The sequence below is a fragment of the Nonomuraea sp. CA-143628 genome (assembly GCF_050942315.1).
GTDB lineage: Bacteria > Actinomycetota > Actinomycetes > Streptosporangiales > Streptosporangiaceae > Nonomuraea.
Window position 1 is genome coordinate 5,364,216 of sequence record NZ_CP192072.1, and the last position, 13,847, is coordinate 5,378,062.

Genomic DNA, 13,847 nt, shown 5'->3' on the forward strand with positions numbered 1-13,847 from the left:
CGTTGCGGTGGGCTTCGTCCTGTCGTTATCATGAATACATGAACAGCTCTTCAGGTGTTGTGGCTTCGCTCGACGACCTGTTCAGTTGCTGCTAGACCTCAGCCGCGAGCACCTGAGGGAGGAGCGCTGATGGGTCACGGTCACGGGCACGGCCACTCGGCCGACGCCGACAAGCGCTACCTGGTGGGCGCGCTCGCGCTGATCGTCGGCTACATGGCGATCGAGGTGGTCGCCGGGCTGATCGCCAACTCGATCGCGCTGATCTCCGACGCCGCCCACATGCTCACCGACGCCAGCGCGATCGCGCTGGCCCTGGTCGCGATGCGCTTCGCCGCCCGGCCCGCCCGTGGCGCCTACACCTTCGGCTGGAAGCGCGCCGAGATCCTCTCCGCCCAGCTCAACGGGCTCACCCTGCTGCTGCTCGTGGCGTACTTCTGTTACGAGAGCGTGCGCAGGCTGCTGGAGCCGCCCGAGGTCTCCGGGCCCATCGTGGTCGCCACGGCCGTGGCCGGCATCGTGGTCAACGCGCTGGCCGCCTGGCTGCTGTCCAGGGCCGACCGGCGCAGCCTCAACGTCGAGGGCGCCTTCCAGCACGTGCTCAACGACATGTACGCCTTCATCGCCACCGCGATCTCCGGCGTGGTGGTGTGGCTGACCGGGTTCCGGCAGGCCGACGCGATAGCCGCGCTCGTGGTCGCCGCGCTCATGCTCAAGGCCGGCTGGGGGCTGCTGCGCGATTCGACCAGGGTGCTGCTCCAGGCCGCGCCGAGCGACCTCGACCCCGACGAGATCGGCCAGGTGCTGGCCGGCGACCCTGACGTGGTCGAGGTGCACGACCTGCACGTCTGGACGGTGACCAGCGGCTACCCGACGCTGTCGGCGCACGTGATCGTGGCCCGCGGGTCCGACTGCCACCAGGTCCGCACCCGCCTGGCTGACCTGCTGCACGATCGCTTCGAGATCGGCCACACCACGCTGCAGGTGGACCACGGCCTGAAGGACCGGGCGGAGCATTGTGAGGACCCGCACGGACCGCGCCACCTGGGCAGGACAGCGCCTTTTTGATCCGTTACAGTCACGGTATGGCGTCCCGTGATCCACGCTGGGTGTTGAAGGACCGCCCGTCGTTCGCGTTGATCATCGGGCTGATCGTGACCGGCCTGTGCGCGCTCGTCTCCTTCGCCTTCGACGTGCTCAACGGCGCGCCCGTGCAGTTCTTCATCTCGCTGATCCTGGCGCTGGCGCCGGTGCCGCTGCTGCTGGCCGCCGTGCTGGCGCTGGACCGCATGGAACCGGAGCCGCGCAGCAACCTCATCTTCGCCTTCGCCTGGGGGGCGGGCGTGGCGGTGCTGGTCGCGGGCGTGATCAACTCGCTCAACCTGCACTACATCATCGACGCGGCCAACCTCAGCGCGGCCAGCGCGCGCAACGTCGCCGCCACCTTCGGCGCCCCGGTGGTCGAGGAGACGATGAAGGGGCTGGTGCTGCTCGGGCTGCTCAGATTCCGCCGGGCCGAGCTCGACGGGCCGACCGACGGCATCATCTACGCCAGCATGGTCGGCCTCGGCTTCGCGATGAGCGAGAACGTCAGCTACTACATCGCCGCGCTCAACTCCGACCAGGGCGGCATCGGGCTGGCCGTCACGGTGGTGCTGCGCGGCGTGCTGTCGCCGTTCGCGCACCCGCTGTTCACCTCGATGATCGGCGTCGCGGTCGCCTACGCCGCCCAGCGCCAGGGGTCGGACCGGGTCTTCTCCATCCTGGCCGGCTGGGTCGGCGCGATGCTCCTGCACGGCCTTTGGAACGGTCTGAGCTCCTACGGCGGCTTTCCCGGCCTGGTCATCGCCTACCTGGTGCTGCTGGTCGTGCTCGTGGTGCTGATCGCCCTGGTGATCAGGGACCGGCGGCGCATCGTCGCCCTGATCCAGCGCTACCTGCCGCCGTACGAGCCGACCAAGCTGGTCAACCAGGCTGACATCCACATGCTGTCCGCGCTGTCAAGGCGCCGGCAGGCCAGGCAGTGGGCCAAGGTCCACGGCGGCAGGCGCGGGCTGCGCGCGATGAGCGACTACCAGCTCGCGGCGACCGAGCTGGGCCTGCTGCACGAGCGGGCGGCCCGGCGGATGATCGACGAGCAGACCTTCCACGAGGAGCAGCGGGCGCTGCTCGAATGCATGAGCACGGCCAGGGCGAGCTTCCCGGTGCCGCCCGCCCACTTCGGGGCCGGGGCGCGGGGCACCCCGCCACCGGGCTACGCGCCCGGCTGAGCCAGGATCGCGCGCAGCGAGGTCTCCCGGGGGCCGGGATAGACCGGGTCGGAGTGCAGCAGAAGCGCGTCGGCGAACGCCTTGCCGGTGGCGAACACCTCACGGGCGGCCGAGGCGTAGGTGGTCACGGCCCACTGCTTGACGGAGTCGTCGCCCACGCCGAAGGTCGTCAGGCCCGCCGTACGGCAGAGCGTGACCGCTCTCGGCAGGTGGAAGACCTGCGTGACCACGGTCAGCCGCTCGGCGCCGAAGACCTTACGGGCCCGCACGCACGAGTCCCAGGTGTCGAACCCGGCGTAGTCGAGCACCATCACCGCGTCCGGCACCCCCTTGGCCCGCAGGTAGTCGCGCATGGCCGTCGGCTCGTCGTACTCCTTGCGGCTGTTGTCGCCCGACAGCAGCAGCGCCTTGACCTTGCCCGCTCGATAGAGCTCGGCCGCGATGTCGAGCCGCCGGGCCAGAAAGGAGGAGGGGCGGCCGCTGAACAGGCCCGCGCCCAGCACGAGCGCCACCTGCGAGGTGGGCACCCGCGCCAGCCAGCCGGCGGTGCCGGCCACCTCGCGGTGGTCCGAGCTGTCGAGCCACGCCCAGGTCATCGGCGCCAGGACGAGCACGCTGAGGAGTACCAGTCCTTGGTACAGGCGTCGCAGGGTCTTCCGAGCGGGACGGGCCAAGGCCACTCAGGGACCTCACAAGGTAGGGGAGGTAGTCCCTCATACCTTGGCATAGCGGGTCAAAGCGTGGCTGGAGTTTCGGTGGGGGAGGGGCTCAGCGGCGTCAGATCGGGGCCGGTGTTTCGGTGGGGGAGGGGCTCAGACTCTGGCCGGTGTCTCGGCGGGAGAGGCGACGGCGGGGGTCGTCAGCGGGTCGCGGGTGCGCAGGGAGGTGACCACCCTGAGCGTGGCGATCCAGACCAGGGTCGAGCCGAGCACGTGCAGGCCCACCAGCAGGGCGGGCACCGCCAGGAAGTACTGGATGTAGCCGATCACGCCCTGGGCCAGTTCCACCACGAGCAGCGCCAGCGCCGCCCGGCGGGCCGCTCTGGGCGAGTCGGTCACGTGCAGGGCGAACAGCAGCGCGAACGACAGCCCCAGCACGATGTAGACGATGTCGGAGTGCAGGCGCACCACGCTCTCGATGTCGAGGTCGAAGCGGGAGGCCACCGCGTCGCCGGAATGCGGCCCCGTGCCGGTCACCAGCACCCCGGCCAGGAGCAGCACCGCCACCGCCGCGACCAGCACGAACCCGAGGCGCCGGATGTCGCGGTGCGTCACCCGGCGGGCGGGCCCGTCGCCTTCGCAGGCCCGCGCGTAGAGCGCCCAGCAGGCGGCGATCAACGCGATGGAGACCAGGAAGTGCACGCTGACCGTGAACGGGTTGAGCAGGGTCCTGACCACCAGCCCACCCCACAGCGCCTGGAAGACGATGCCCGCGGGCTGCAGCAGGGCCAGCCACAGCAGCTGGCGCCGCCGCGGGGCCAGCCGCATCGCCGACACCACGCAGGCGAACCCCACCGCCAGCACCAGGAACGTCAGCAGCCGGTTGCCGAACTCGACGGCCATGGTGGCGGGGGAGATCTCGGGATGCGCGACGGGCACGAAGCTGTCGGGCGTGCACCTCGGCCAGGTCGGGCAGCCGAGCCCGGAGCCGGTGAGCCGCACGGCCGCGCCCGTCACGGTGATGCCCGCGTTGACCACCACGGACGCCAGTGCCCAGCCCCGCATGGACTCGGCGGTCGGCGCCCAGAAGGAGAACAGGCGCCGCACCAGGGCGTTTGGGTGGTTCGTGGGTAGTTTCACGTCGGCGAGCTTCACGTCAACGATGGTAAGGGGCTGGTCGTCCGGTCCTTGACCCGGGAACGTGCTTCTCAAGCGGCATGGGTATGTGACATATTACAGATGGGAGGTGAGGATGTCGGATGTGATCGTCATCGGCGCCGGAGTGGTGGGCGCCGCGTGCGCCTATTACGCCGCACGGGCCGGGCTGGACGTGACCGTGGTGGACCGCGGCCCCGTCGCGGGCGGCACCACGGGCGCGGGCGAGGGCAACGTGCTGGTCTCGGACAAGGAGCCGGGCCCGGAGCTGGACCTCGCGCTGCTGTCCAACCGCCTGTGGGGCGAGCTGGCCGCGCTGGGCGGGTTCGAGTACGAGCCCAAGGGCGGCCTGGTCGTCGCCGAGACCGACGAGGTCCAGCGGCAGCTGGTCGGGCTGGCGGGCAAGCAGGGCGTCGAGTACGCCGTCGTGCCCGCCTCCGGCCTGCGCGACTACGAGCCGCACCTGGCCGAGGGGCTCGCGGGCGGCGTCCACTACCCGCAGGACGCCCAGGTGCAGCCCATGCTGGCCGCTGCGCAGTTGCTCAGGCACGGCGCGGAGAGCTATGGCCACGGCACGCTCCACCTGCGCACCGGCGTCACCGTGACCGGGTTCACCCGGTCTGGGGACCGGGTGACGGGCGTACGTACCGACCAGGGCGACATCCTCGGCGGCGCGGTGATCAACGCGGCCGGCACGTGGGGCGGTGAGATCGCCGGGCTCGCGGGCGTGGCGCTGCCGGTCCTGCCCAGGCGCGGGTTCATCCTCGTCACCGAGCCGCTGCGCGAGCCGCTGATCCGGCACAAGGTCTACACCGCCGCCTACGTCACCAACGTGGCCAGCGACTCCGCCGACCTGGAGACCTCGGCCGTCGTCGAGGGCACCCCGGCGGGGACCGTGCTCATCGGGGCGAGCCGGGAGCGGGTGGGTTTCGACCGCACGACCTCGCCCCGGGTGCTGGCCCGGCTGGCGGCCCAGGCCGTCGCCCTGTTCCCGGCGTTGCGGGAGGTGCGGGTGATCCGGTCGTACTGCGGGTTCCGGCCGTACTGTCCGGACCATCTGCCGGTGATCGGGCCGGATCCGCGCGCGCCCGGGCTGTATCACGCGTGCGGGCACGAAGGGGCCGGGATCGGGCTCGCGCCCGCGACCGGGCTCCTGCTGTCCCAGCTGCTGACCGGCGCCCAGCCCGAACTCGACCTGTCCCCCTTCCGCCCGGACCGCTTCGCGACCGAGGAGTCCGCGTGACCTTCCAGATCACGATCGACGGCCGGGCCGTGCCGGTCGAGCCGGGGCAGACGATCGGCGCGGCCCTGCACGCCGCCGGAGTCCGCGCCTGGCGGACCACCCGCTTCGGCGGGCGGCCGCGCGGCCTGTTCTGCGGCATCGGCGTCTGCTTCGACTGCCTGATCACGGTGAACGGCCGCCCACCAGAACGCGCCTGCCTGCTGGAGGCCCGGCCCGGAGACGAGGTGACGACCGCATGAGCCCCACCGACGACCGTGTGGGCGCGCCCGACGACCGCAGCCCCGACAACGGTGTTCGCGACGATGGTATTCGTGGCGACCGGTTTTCCGGCGACTACACGTGCGACCTCGCCGTTATCGGTGGTGGGCCCGCCGGAGTGGCGGGAGCCCTGACGGCGGCGCTGCGCGGCCTGAGCGTGGTCCTCGTCGACTCGGGTGCCCGCCTCGGCGGCCAGTACTTCCGTCACCAGGCCGGAGCGGCGCGCGGCGGCACACCGGGTCTGGAGCGGTTCCTGAGGCAGGCCCGCGCGCTCGGCGAGCGGGCCGAGGTCCTGCTCGGGCACCAGGTGTGGACCGTGACGCGGGACGGCGACCGGCTGACCGTCCACTGCCGGACCCCGGACGGCCGCGCGGTCGCGATCCGCTGCCGCGACCTCCTGATCGCCACCGGCGCCCACGACCGGCCGCTGCCGTTCCCCGGCTGGGACCTGCCCGGCGTCCTGACGGCGGGCGGCGCCCAGGCGCTGCTCAAGGGCAATGGCGTCGTCGCGGGCGGCCGGGTGGTCGTCGCCGGCACCGGGCCGTTCCTGCTGCCCGTGGCCACCGGCCTGGCGGGGGCGGGAGCCAAGGTGCTGGGCGTGTTCGAGGCCAACGGCGGCCTGGGCCTGGCCCGGCATCCGCTGCTGGCCGCGGGCAAGGCCGGGGAGGCGGCGGGCTACGGGCTGGCCATGGCCCGGCACCGCGTGCCGTACCGGACACACCAGGCGGTGATCGCCGCCCACGGCGAGCGCGAGCTGGAGGCGGTCACCGTCGCGCGGCTCGACGCCGACTGGAACGTGCTCGCCACCCGCGAGCTGGCCTGCGACACGCTGGCCGTCGGCTACGGCTTCGTCCCCCAGATCGAGCTCGGCGTCGAGCTCGGCTGTGAGACCCGCCAGGACGCGGACGGCATGCCGGTGATCGCGGTGGACGAGCGCCAGCGCACCACGGCGGACGGCGTCTGGGCGGCGGGCGAGCCGGTCGGCGTGGGCGGGCGGTACCTGGCCGAGCTGGAGGGCCGCATCGCCGGCTTGGCCGTGGCCGGTGAGCCGGTGCCCGGCGTGCTGGCCAGACGGCGGCGGCGGATGCGCGCGTTCGGCGAGGCGCTGCATCACGCGTATCCGGTCAAACCGGGCTGGCAGGGCTGGCTGCGCGACGACACGCTGGTGTGCCGGTGCGAGGAGGTGCCGGTCGCCCGTGTACGCGCGGCGCTGGAGCTCGGCGCCACCGACGCGCGCTCGGTCAAGCTGCTGGCCAGGCCCGGCATGGGCTGGTGCCAGGGCCGCGTCTGCGGCTACGCGGTCGCCTGCCTGGCCGGGGAGTCGCCCCGGCCCCCTCGCCGCCCCATCGCGCAACCCATCTCTCTCGGCGAACTCGCCGAGCTCAAGCTCGACACACCCTGATTTGGAGGACTCTTTAATGACAAATCGCATTAAATCCTGGCACGGTGTCATGGTGGCCACGGCTCTCCCTCTGCGTGAGGACCTGTCCGTCGACTTCGACGGCTATGCGGAGCACTGCCGCTGGCTGGTCGAGAACGGCTGCGACGGGGTGGTCCCCAACGGGTCGCTGGGCGAGTACCAGACGCTCACCGCCGAGGAGCGGGCCAAGGTCATCGAGACGGCCGTCGAGGCGGTCGGCGGGGCGAACGTGATGGCGGGCGCCGGCGCGTACGGCGCGGCGGAGTCGCGGCTGTGGGCCGAGCGTGCCGCCGCGGCCGGCTGCGGCTCGGTGCTGCTGCTGCCGCCCAACGCCTACCGGGCCGACGAGCGCTCCGTGATCGCGCACTACCGCGAGGTGGCCAAGGCCGGAGTGCCGATCGTGGCCTACAACAACCCGTACGACACCAAGGTAGACCTGACGCCCGCGCTGCTGGCCACCCTGTACGGCGAGGGCCTGATCGTGGCCGTGAAGGAGTTCAGCGGCGACCCGCGCCGCTCCTACGAGCTCGGCGAGCTGGCCCCCGGCCTCGACGTGCTGATCGGGTCCGACGACGTGCTGCTGGAACTGGCCGTCGCCGGGGCCGTCGGCTGGGTCGCCGGCTACCCCAACGCGCTGCCCGCCTCCAGCGTCGCCCTCTACCGGGCCGCGCTGGCCGGTGACCTCGAGACCGCGCTGCCCCTGTACCGTACGCTCCACCCGCTGCTTCGCTGGGACTCCAAGACGGAGTTCGTACAGGCCATCAAGCTGTCGATGGACATCGCGGGCCGTCACGGCGGGCCCTGCCGCCTGCCGCGCGTGCCGCTGACCGAGACGCAGGAGGCGGCCGTACGCGGCGCGACGGAGAAGGCACTCGCGGAGGGCATGCGATGAGGACGAAGCGGGTCTTCCACGCGGTCGACTCGCACACGGAGGGCATGCCCACCCGCGTGATCACCGGCGGCGTGGGCGTGATCCCCGGCGCGAGCATGGCCGAGCGGCGCGTCTACTTCCGCGACCACCTCGACCACATCCGCAGGCTGCTGATGAACGAGCCGCGCGGCCACGCCGCCATGAGCGGCGCCATCCTGCAGCCGCCCACCCGGCCCGACGCCGACTGGGGCGTGCTGTTCATCGAGGTGTCCGGGCTGCTGCCGATGTGCGGCCACGGCACCATCGGGGTGGCGACCGTGCTGGTGGAGACCGGCATGGTGGAGGTCGTCGAGCCGGTCACCACCGTGCGCCTGGAGGTGCCCGCCGGGCTCGTCGAGGTGGACGTGGCCGTCAAGGACGGCATGGCCATGTCGGTGACGCTGCGCAACGTGCCCGCCTACAGCGACCGGCTCGACGCCGTCGTCACGGTGCCCGGCTTCGGCGACATCCGCTACGACCTGGCGTACGGCGGCAACTTCTACGCGATCGTCGACCTCGACGACTACGGCCTGCCCTTCGACCGCAAGGCCAAGAACGAGATCCTGGCCGCCGGGCTGGCCACGATGGCGGCGATCGACGCGGCCGACGAGCCCGTGCACCCGGAGGACGACCGCATCCGGGGCTGCCACCATGTCTACTTCGCCGCGCCGGGCTCGGACGCGCACCATTCGCGGCACGCGATGGCCATCTACCCGGGCTGGTTCGACCGCTCGCCGTGCGGCACCGGCACCAGCGCCCGGATGGCCCAGCTGCACGCCCGTGGCCAGCTGGCCGTGAGCGAGGGGCCGGGCAGCGGCGAGTTCGTCAACGAATCGTTCATCGGCACCCGTTTCATCGGCCGTCTGCTGGGGGAGACCACGGTCGGCGGGCGGCCCGCGGTCGTGCCGGCCATCACTGGGCGCGCCTGGGTCACCGGCACCGCCCAGTACTTCCTCGACCCGCGCGACCCGTTCCCCGAGGGATTCGAGCTGTGAGCGTCACCACCGTCGACTACCACACCGCCGGCGAGCCGTTCAGGATCGTCACCGGTGGCGCCCCGGACATCCCGGGCGCCACCGTCCTCGAACGCCGGGCCGCCGCACCTGACGGCCCGGCCGAGCGGGTACGCCGGCTGCTCTGCCACGAGCCGCGCGGCCACGCCGACATGTACGGCTGCTTCCTGGTCCCGCCCGACGACCGCGGCGCCCACTTCGGCGCGCTGTTCTGGCACAAGGACGGCTACTCCACCGCCTGCGGCCACGGCACGATCGCGCTCGGCGTGCACGCCGTCCGCGAGGGCCTGGTCGAGGCGGACCCCGGCGGCGAGACGGACGTGGTCGTCGACGTGCCCTCGGGCCGCGTCACCGCCCGCGTCCGCGGCTCACGGGATCGCGTCGAGTCGGTGACCTTCGTCAACGTCCCGTCGTACGCCATCGCGCGCGCCCTCCCCGTCGCCGGTGTCGAGGTCGACCTGGCGTACGGCGGAGCCATCTACGCCACCCTGCCCGCCTCGGCCGTCGGCCTGTCCGTCGAGGCCGGGAGCCTGACGGAGTTCGTCGGCCACGGCCGCCGGATCAAGGCCGCCCTGGCGGGCCACCCGGCCACGCGGCATCCGTCGGACGACCGGCTGTCCGGCGTCTACGGGGTGATCTTCTACGAGGACGAACCGGGGGAAGGATTGCGCCAGCGCAACGTGACCGTGTTCGCCGACGGCGAGGTGGACCGCTCGCCGTGCGGGTCCGGCACGGCCGCCCGGCTCGCCCTGCTGTACGACGACGGCCACCAGGGTCCGCTGATCCACACCGGCATCGCGGGCGGCACGTTCGTCGCCACCGTGGGGAAGGTGACCGACCAGGGCGTGGTCGCCGAGATCGAGGGCATGGCCTACCGCACCGGGCGGCACACCTTCGAGCTCGATCCGGAAGACCCCCTCGGCACCGGGTTCGTGCTGCGGTGAACGCGCTGCCCTACCTCGACGCCGCCACCATCGAGCGGCTGGTGCCCGTGGCGCGGGCCGTACGCATCCTGGAAGAGGCTCTGCGGGACGGGCTCGATCCGGAGGAGACGCCGCTGCGGCCGATCGTCGAACTGCCCGCCGGGCAGCTCCTGCTGATGCCCGCCGCCGCCGGACGGTACGCGGGCGTGAAGGCCGTCACCATCGCGCCCGGCAACGCCGAGCGCGGGCTGCCCCGCATCCAGGGGACGTACCTGCTGCTCGACGGCGACACCCTGAGCCCGCTGGCCGCCATGGACGGCATCACGCTCACCTCGCTGCGCACCCCGGCGGTCTCGGCGCTCGCCGTCAAGCACCTGGCCGGGCCGGACGCGCGTAACCTGGTGGTGTTCGGCACGGGCCCGCAGGCGTGGGGGCACATCCTCGCGCTGGGCGCGGTCCGGCCGGTCGAACGGGTCACGGTCGTCGGCCGCGACCCCGAACGCGCCGAGAGCCTGGCCGCCCGCTGCCGCGACCACGGTCTGTCGGCCCGCGCGGTGCACGGCAAGGATCCGGACCTGAGCGCCGTGGCGGAGGCGGACCTGATCGCCTGCTGCACCACGGCCAGGGAGCCGCTCTTTCCCGGCGAGCTGGTCCGCGACGACGCCACGGTGGTCGCGGTCGGATCGCACGAACCGGAGGCCCGTGAGCTGGACGGAGACCTCGTCGCCCGCGCCACGGTCGTCGTCGAGGCCAGGTCGGCGGCACTGGCCGAAGCGGGGGATGTGGTCATCCCGGTGCGCCAAGGTACGATCACCACCGGTCATCTCGCCGGGAACCTCGCCGACCTGATCGCCGGCCGGGTTCCTGCGGGCACCGGTCCCCGCGTGTTCAAGAGCACCGGGATGGCGTGGGAGGACCTGGTGGTCGCCGCGGCCGCGTACGAGGCGTGGGTTTAGCGGGGCGCCCCAGCGGGGGTGATCAGCGGGCGTGTACTGAGCGAAGGGATGGCCGGATGGCTGCCGAGGACCGGCTCGACCTGCCGATGGTGGGCGAGCGGCAGAGCTTGCGCGAGCAGGTCGCGCACGCGCTCCGCGCCGCGTTGATCACGGGTGAGATGCGCCCGGGGGTGGTCTACTCCGCGCCGGTGCTGGCCGCGCAGTTCGGCGTCTCCGCGACGCCGGTCCGTGAGGCCATGCTCGACCTGGCCAAGGAGGGCCTGGTCGAGGCGGTGCGCAACAAGGGCTTCCGGGTCACCGAGCTGTCCGACCGCGATCTCGACGAGCTGACCGAGATCCGGCAGCTCATCGAGGTGCCCACCGTGACCCGCCTGGCCGACAGCTCGCGCGCGGCCGACTTCGAGCGGCTGCGGCCGGTCGCCGAGGAGATCGTCGCCGCCGCCGAGCGGGGTGACCTGCTCGCGTACGTGGACGCCGACCTGCGCTTCCACGTGGAGCTGCTGACGCTGTCGGGCAACGCCCACCTGGTCGAGGTGGTCAAGGACCTGCGCAACCGGGCCCGGCTCTACGGCCTGTCGCAGCTGTCGGAGCGCGGCACGCTGTCGGACTCGGCCCGCGAGCACGTCGCGTTGCTCGACGCGCTCAAGGCCGGTGACACCGAGGCGGCCCGCCACATCATGTCCGAGCACATCCAGCACGTCCGCGGCATCTGGGCCGACCCGCACTGATCACTTGTCCGGGCCGGCCCGGACAAGTGATCACGTCCGGGAGGCTACTTCTTCTTCGTCGCGCGGGTCGTGCCCAGGCTCGCGGCCACGATGCAGATGATCGCCGCCCACTGCTGCGCGTGCAGCATCTCGCTCAGCACCAGCACGCCGACCAGCGCGGCCGCCGCGGGCTCCAGGCTCATCAGGATGCCGAACACGTGCTTCGGCATCCGCCGCAGCGCCTGCAGCTCCAGCGAGTACGGGATCACCGACGACAGCAGCCCCACCCCCAGCCCGATCAGCAGCAGATGCGGCTGGAGCAGGTCGCCACCGCCCGACGCGATGCCCACCGGCGCGACCACCACGGCCGACACGATCATCGCGACCGACAGCCCGGTGGTGCCGGGGAAGCGCCGCCCCACCGAGGCCGACAGCAGGATGTAGGCCCCCCAGAACACTCCCGCCCCCAGCGCGAACCCGATTCCGGCCCAGCTCACCGACGCCGACTGGCCCCAGGGTGCGAGCAGCGCCACGCCCGCCGCCGCCAGGCCGATCCACACCAGGTCGAGCCGCCGCCTGGAGGCGGCCACCGCCACGCCCAGCGGCCCGAGGAACTCGATCGCCACCGCGATCCCCAAGGGCAGCCGCGCTATCGCCTCGTAGAACGAGAGGTTCATCAGTGCCAGCGTCACGCCGAAGGTGAGCCCGACTCCCAGGTCACGCCACGACATCCCCTTCAGCTTGGGCCTGGCCACCGCGCCCATGATCAACGCGCCCGCGGCGATGCGCAGGAACACCACCGCGCTCGGCGGCAGCGCCGCGAACAGCTCCTTGGCGAAGCCCGCCCCCAGCTGCACGGAGAAGATCGCCAGCAGTACCAGCCCGGAAGGCGGGATCGAGTCGGCGGCGCTGCGCAGCACACTGCCGGGTCTGGGCAGGCCCGATCCCCGGTCGAAGGGATCATCAAGGGCGAAGGCGCTCACAGCACTCCTCAGTAGGCACGACGGGCTCAGTAGCGGGACGGCGGGTAGAACGGTACCGAGCTGGGCCGACATTCCCCCACTAGGGTGGTATTAATACGCACTTAACCGTTGAAGCCGACAATTGACCATGGAGTTATGACCGCACCCCCGGCCTCCCTCGTCCGTCCCCCGCTCGTGCTGTCCGTGGCCATTTTCGTCAGCAGCTTCGACCGGTTCGCCGTGAACCCCATGCTCGTCCTGATCGCCGCCGACCTCGGCGTCCCGCTGTCGGCGGCGGTCGCGGTCGCCAGCGGCTACTACCTGGCCTACGGCCTGACGCAGCCGCTGTGGGGCGTGCTCTCCGACCGGTTCGGCCGGGTGCGGGTGATGCGGGCGGCGATGTTCGGCGCCGCGCTGGCCGGGGTGGCCTCCGCCCTGATGCCGGTGCTGGGCGCGCTGGTGGTGTCGAGGATCGTGGCCGGCGCCTGCTTCGGCGCGGTGATCCCGACCTCGCTCACGTACGTCGGTGACACGGTCGCGCCCGTCGTACGGCAGCGCGCCCTGTCGGACCTGATGGGCGCGGGAGCCCTGGGCATCGCCATGGCCACCGGTCTCGGCGGCGTGCTCGCCGACCTGGTCGACTGGCACGTGGCGTTCACCGTTCCCGCGGCCTGCGCGCTGGCCTGCGCGCTCGCGCTGCGCTCCCTGCCCGAGCCGCCCCGGGCCGAGATCGGCGGGCTGGGCAGGCACGTGGGCGCGGTGCTGCGCGAGCCGTGGGCGCTGCTGGTGTTCGGGCTGGCCTTCGTGGAGGGCGCGGTGCTGCTCGGCACGATGTCCTTCCTCGCCACGGCCCTGGAGCACGACGGGGTCAGGGCGGCGGTCGCCGGTCTGGCCACCGCCACCTACGGCGTGGGCCTGTGGCTGTTCAGCAGACTGGTCAAACGCCTGTCGCGGACGTGGTCCCCGCCCGTGCTCATCGCCGTCGGTGGAGCGCACCTCTGCGCCGGGTACGCGCTCGTGGCCGTCCACGTCAGCCTGGCGACCGTCGGCGCCACCGCGCTGCTGCTGGGCGTCGGGTGGTCGTTCATGCACTCCTCGCTGCAGACCTGGATCACCACTGTCGCGCCCAACGCCAGGGGGACCAGCGTGGCCTTCTTCGCCGCGGCGCTGTTCGTCGGCAGCGCGGTGTCGTCGTGGGCGGGCGGCCCGGCGGCTCAGGACGGCAGGTACGCGCTGCTGTTCGGGGTCTCGGCGGCCTTGGCGGTGCCGCTCACCGTGGTCGCCGTCATCGGCCGCCACCGCTACAGCGTCACCGGCCGCGCCTGACACCCCGTACAGCCGCGCTCAACACCGGCCCGCTCAGCTTGGGACCTT

14 protein-coding genes are annotated in these 13,847 nt (G+C 72.4%); 11 read left to right on the forward strand and 3 right to left on the reverse strand.

Annotation, left to right across the window (positions count from 1 at the left end; all coding sequences use genetic code 11):
• Positions 1 to 129 precede the first annotated feature (129 nt).
• Both ACQP2T_RS24520 and ACQP2T_RS24525 read left to right on the forward strand, forming a co-directional pair.
• Positions 130 to 1,065 carry a cation diffusion facilitator family transporter gene (locus tag ACQP2T_RS24520; protein WP_433518392.1) on the forward strand — a complete coding sequence of 312 codons (936 nt, stop codon included), beginning with the start codon at positions 130 to 132 and terminating at the stop codon, positions 1,063 to 1,065.
• A gap of 17 nt (positions 1,066 to 1,082) precedes the next feature.
• Positions 1,083 to 2,267, forward strand: a complete 1,185-nt coding sequence (locus tag ACQP2T_RS24525; RefSeq protein WP_433518393.1) for a PrsW family intramembrane metalloprotease — start codon at positions 1,083 to 1,085, stop codon at positions 2,265 to 2,267.
• Here ACQP2T_RS24525 and ACQP2T_RS24530 read toward each other — a convergent pair.
• Entirely contained in the window at positions 2,252 to 2,947 is a 696-nt protein-coding gene (locus ACQP2T_RS24530) for a SanA/YdcF family protein (RefSeq protein WP_433518394.1), read from the reverse strand. The two genes, ACQP2T_RS24525 and ACQP2T_RS24530, sit on opposite strands and share 16 nt — an antisense overlap.
• A gap of 132 nt (positions 2,948 to 3,079) precedes the next feature.
• Positions 3,080 to 4,081 (reverse strand): COX15/CtaA family protein, encoded by a 1,002-nt coding sequence (locus ACQP2T_RS24535; protein ID WP_433518395.1) that lies wholly within the window; start codon positions 4,079 to 4,081, stop codon positions 3,080 to 3,082.
• Positions 4,082 to 4,178: 97 nt separating this feature from the next.
• On the opposite strand from ACQP2T_RS24535, the gene ACQP2T_RS24540 reads away from it, so the two are divergent.
• From ACQP2T_RS24540 to ACQP2T_RS24575, 8 genes are read left to right on the forward strand one after another with little or no spacing between them, the layout of a single operon-like run.
• Complete coding sequence (locus tag ACQP2T_RS24540; RefSeq protein WP_433518396.1) at positions 4,179 to 5,324, forward strand: NAD(P)/FAD-dependent oxidoreductase; 1,146 nt, start codon at positions 4,179 to 4,181, stop codon at positions 5,322 to 5,324.
• On the forward strand, positions 5,321 to 5,563 hold the full coding sequence (locus tag ACQP2T_RS24545) for a (2Fe-2S)-binding protein (protein WP_225291383.1): 243 nt from the start codon (positions 5,321 to 5,323) through the stop codon (positions 5,561 to 5,563). Before ACQP2T_RS24540 ends, ACQP2T_RS24545 begins: the two co-directional genes overlap by 4 nt.
• Positions 5,560 to 6,984 carry an NAD(P)/FAD-dependent oxidoreductase gene (locus ACQP2T_RS24550; protein WP_433518397.1) on the forward strand — a complete coding sequence of 475 codons (1,425 nt, stop codon included), beginning with the start codon at positions 5,560 to 5,562 and terminating at the stop codon, positions 6,982 to 6,984. The genes ACQP2T_RS24545 and ACQP2T_RS24550 overlap by 4 nt, the downstream gene beginning before the upstream one ends.
• 16 nt (positions 6,985 to 7,000) lie before the next feature.
• On the forward strand, positions 7,001 to 7,894 hold the full coding sequence (locus tag ACQP2T_RS24555) for a dihydrodipicolinate synthase family protein (protein WP_433518398.1): 894 nt from the start codon (positions 7,001 to 7,003) through the stop codon (positions 7,892 to 7,894).
• On the forward strand, positions 7,891 to 8,907 hold the full coding sequence (locus tag ACQP2T_RS24560) for a proline racemase family protein (protein ID WP_358540512.1): 1,017 nt from the start codon (positions 7,891 to 7,893) through the stop codon (positions 8,905 to 8,907). Before ACQP2T_RS24555 ends, ACQP2T_RS24560 begins: the two co-directional genes overlap by 4 nt.
• On the forward strand, positions 8,904 to 9,869 hold the full coding sequence (locus tag ACQP2T_RS24565; RefSeq protein WP_433518399.1) for a proline racemase family protein: 966 nt from the start codon (positions 8,904 to 8,906) through the stop codon (positions 9,867 to 9,869). The genes ACQP2T_RS24560 and ACQP2T_RS24565 overlap by 4 nt, the downstream gene beginning before the upstream one ends.
• A complete protein-coding gene (locus ACQP2T_RS24570) occupies positions 9,866 to 10,804 on the forward strand; it encodes an ornithine cyclodeaminase family protein (RefSeq protein WP_433518400.1) in 939 nt (312 codons plus the stop codon). Before ACQP2T_RS24565 ends, ACQP2T_RS24570 begins: the two co-directional genes overlap by 4 nt.
• A gap of 56 nt (positions 10,805 to 10,860) precedes the next feature.
• Positions 10,861 to 11,532, forward strand: a complete 672-nt coding sequence (locus ACQP2T_RS24575; RefSeq protein ID WP_225291377.1) for a GntR family transcriptional regulator — start codon at positions 10,861 to 10,863, stop codon at positions 11,530 to 11,532.
• A gap of 44 nt (positions 11,533 to 11,576) precedes the next feature.
• Here the strand turns inward: ACQP2T_RS24575 and ACQP2T_RS24580 are convergent, their stop codons facing one another.
• A complete protein-coding gene (locus tag ACQP2T_RS24580; protein ID WP_433518401.1) occupies positions 11,577 to 12,494 on the reverse strand; it encodes an EamA family transporter in 918 nt (305 codons plus the stop codon).
• Between the two features lie 135 nt (positions 12,495 to 12,629).
• On the opposite strand from ACQP2T_RS24580, the gene ACQP2T_RS24585 reads away from it, so the two are divergent.
• The gene (locus ACQP2T_RS24585) at positions 12,630 to 13,799 is read left to right on the forward strand and encodes an MFS transporter (protein WP_433518402.1); all 1,170 of its coding nucleotides are present in this window, start codon (positions 12,630 to 12,632) and stop codon (positions 13,797 to 13,799) included.
• The last annotated feature ends 48 nt before the right edge of the window (positions 13,800 to 13,847 follow it).

Coding starts and splice junctions, on each gene's coding strand:
- ACQP2T_RS24525 (WP_433518393.1), top strand. CDS start 1,083: ATGGCGTCCCGTGATCCACGCTGGGTGTTGAAGGACCGCCCGTCGTTC.
- ACQP2T_RS24520 (WP_433518392.1), top strand. CDS start 130: ATGGGTCACGGTCACGGGCACGGCCACTCGGCCGACGCCGACAAGCGC.
- ACQP2T_RS24540 (WP_433518396.1), top strand. CDS start 4,179: ATGTCGGATGTGATCGTCATCGGCGCCGGAGTGGTGGGCGCCGCGTGC.
- ACQP2T_RS24555 (WP_433518398.1), top strand. CDS start 7,001: ATGACAAATCGCATTAAATCCTGGCACGGTGTCATGGTGGCCACGGCT.
- ACQP2T_RS24575 (WP_225291377.1), top strand. CDS start 10,861: ATGGCTGCCGAGGACCGGCTCGACCTGCCGATGGTGGGCGAGCGGCAG.
- ACQP2T_RS24550 (WP_433518397.1), top strand. CDS start 5,560: ATGAGCCCCACCGACGACCGTGTGGGCGCGCCCGACGACCGCAGCCCC.
- ACQP2T_RS24585 (WP_433518402.1), top strand. CDS start 12,630: ATGACCGCACCCCCGGCCTCCCTCGTCCGTCCCCCGCTCGTGCTGTCC.
- ACQP2T_RS24560 (WP_358540512.1), top strand. CDS start 7,891: ATGAGGACGAAGCGGGTCTTCCACGCGGTCGACTCGCACACGGAGGGC.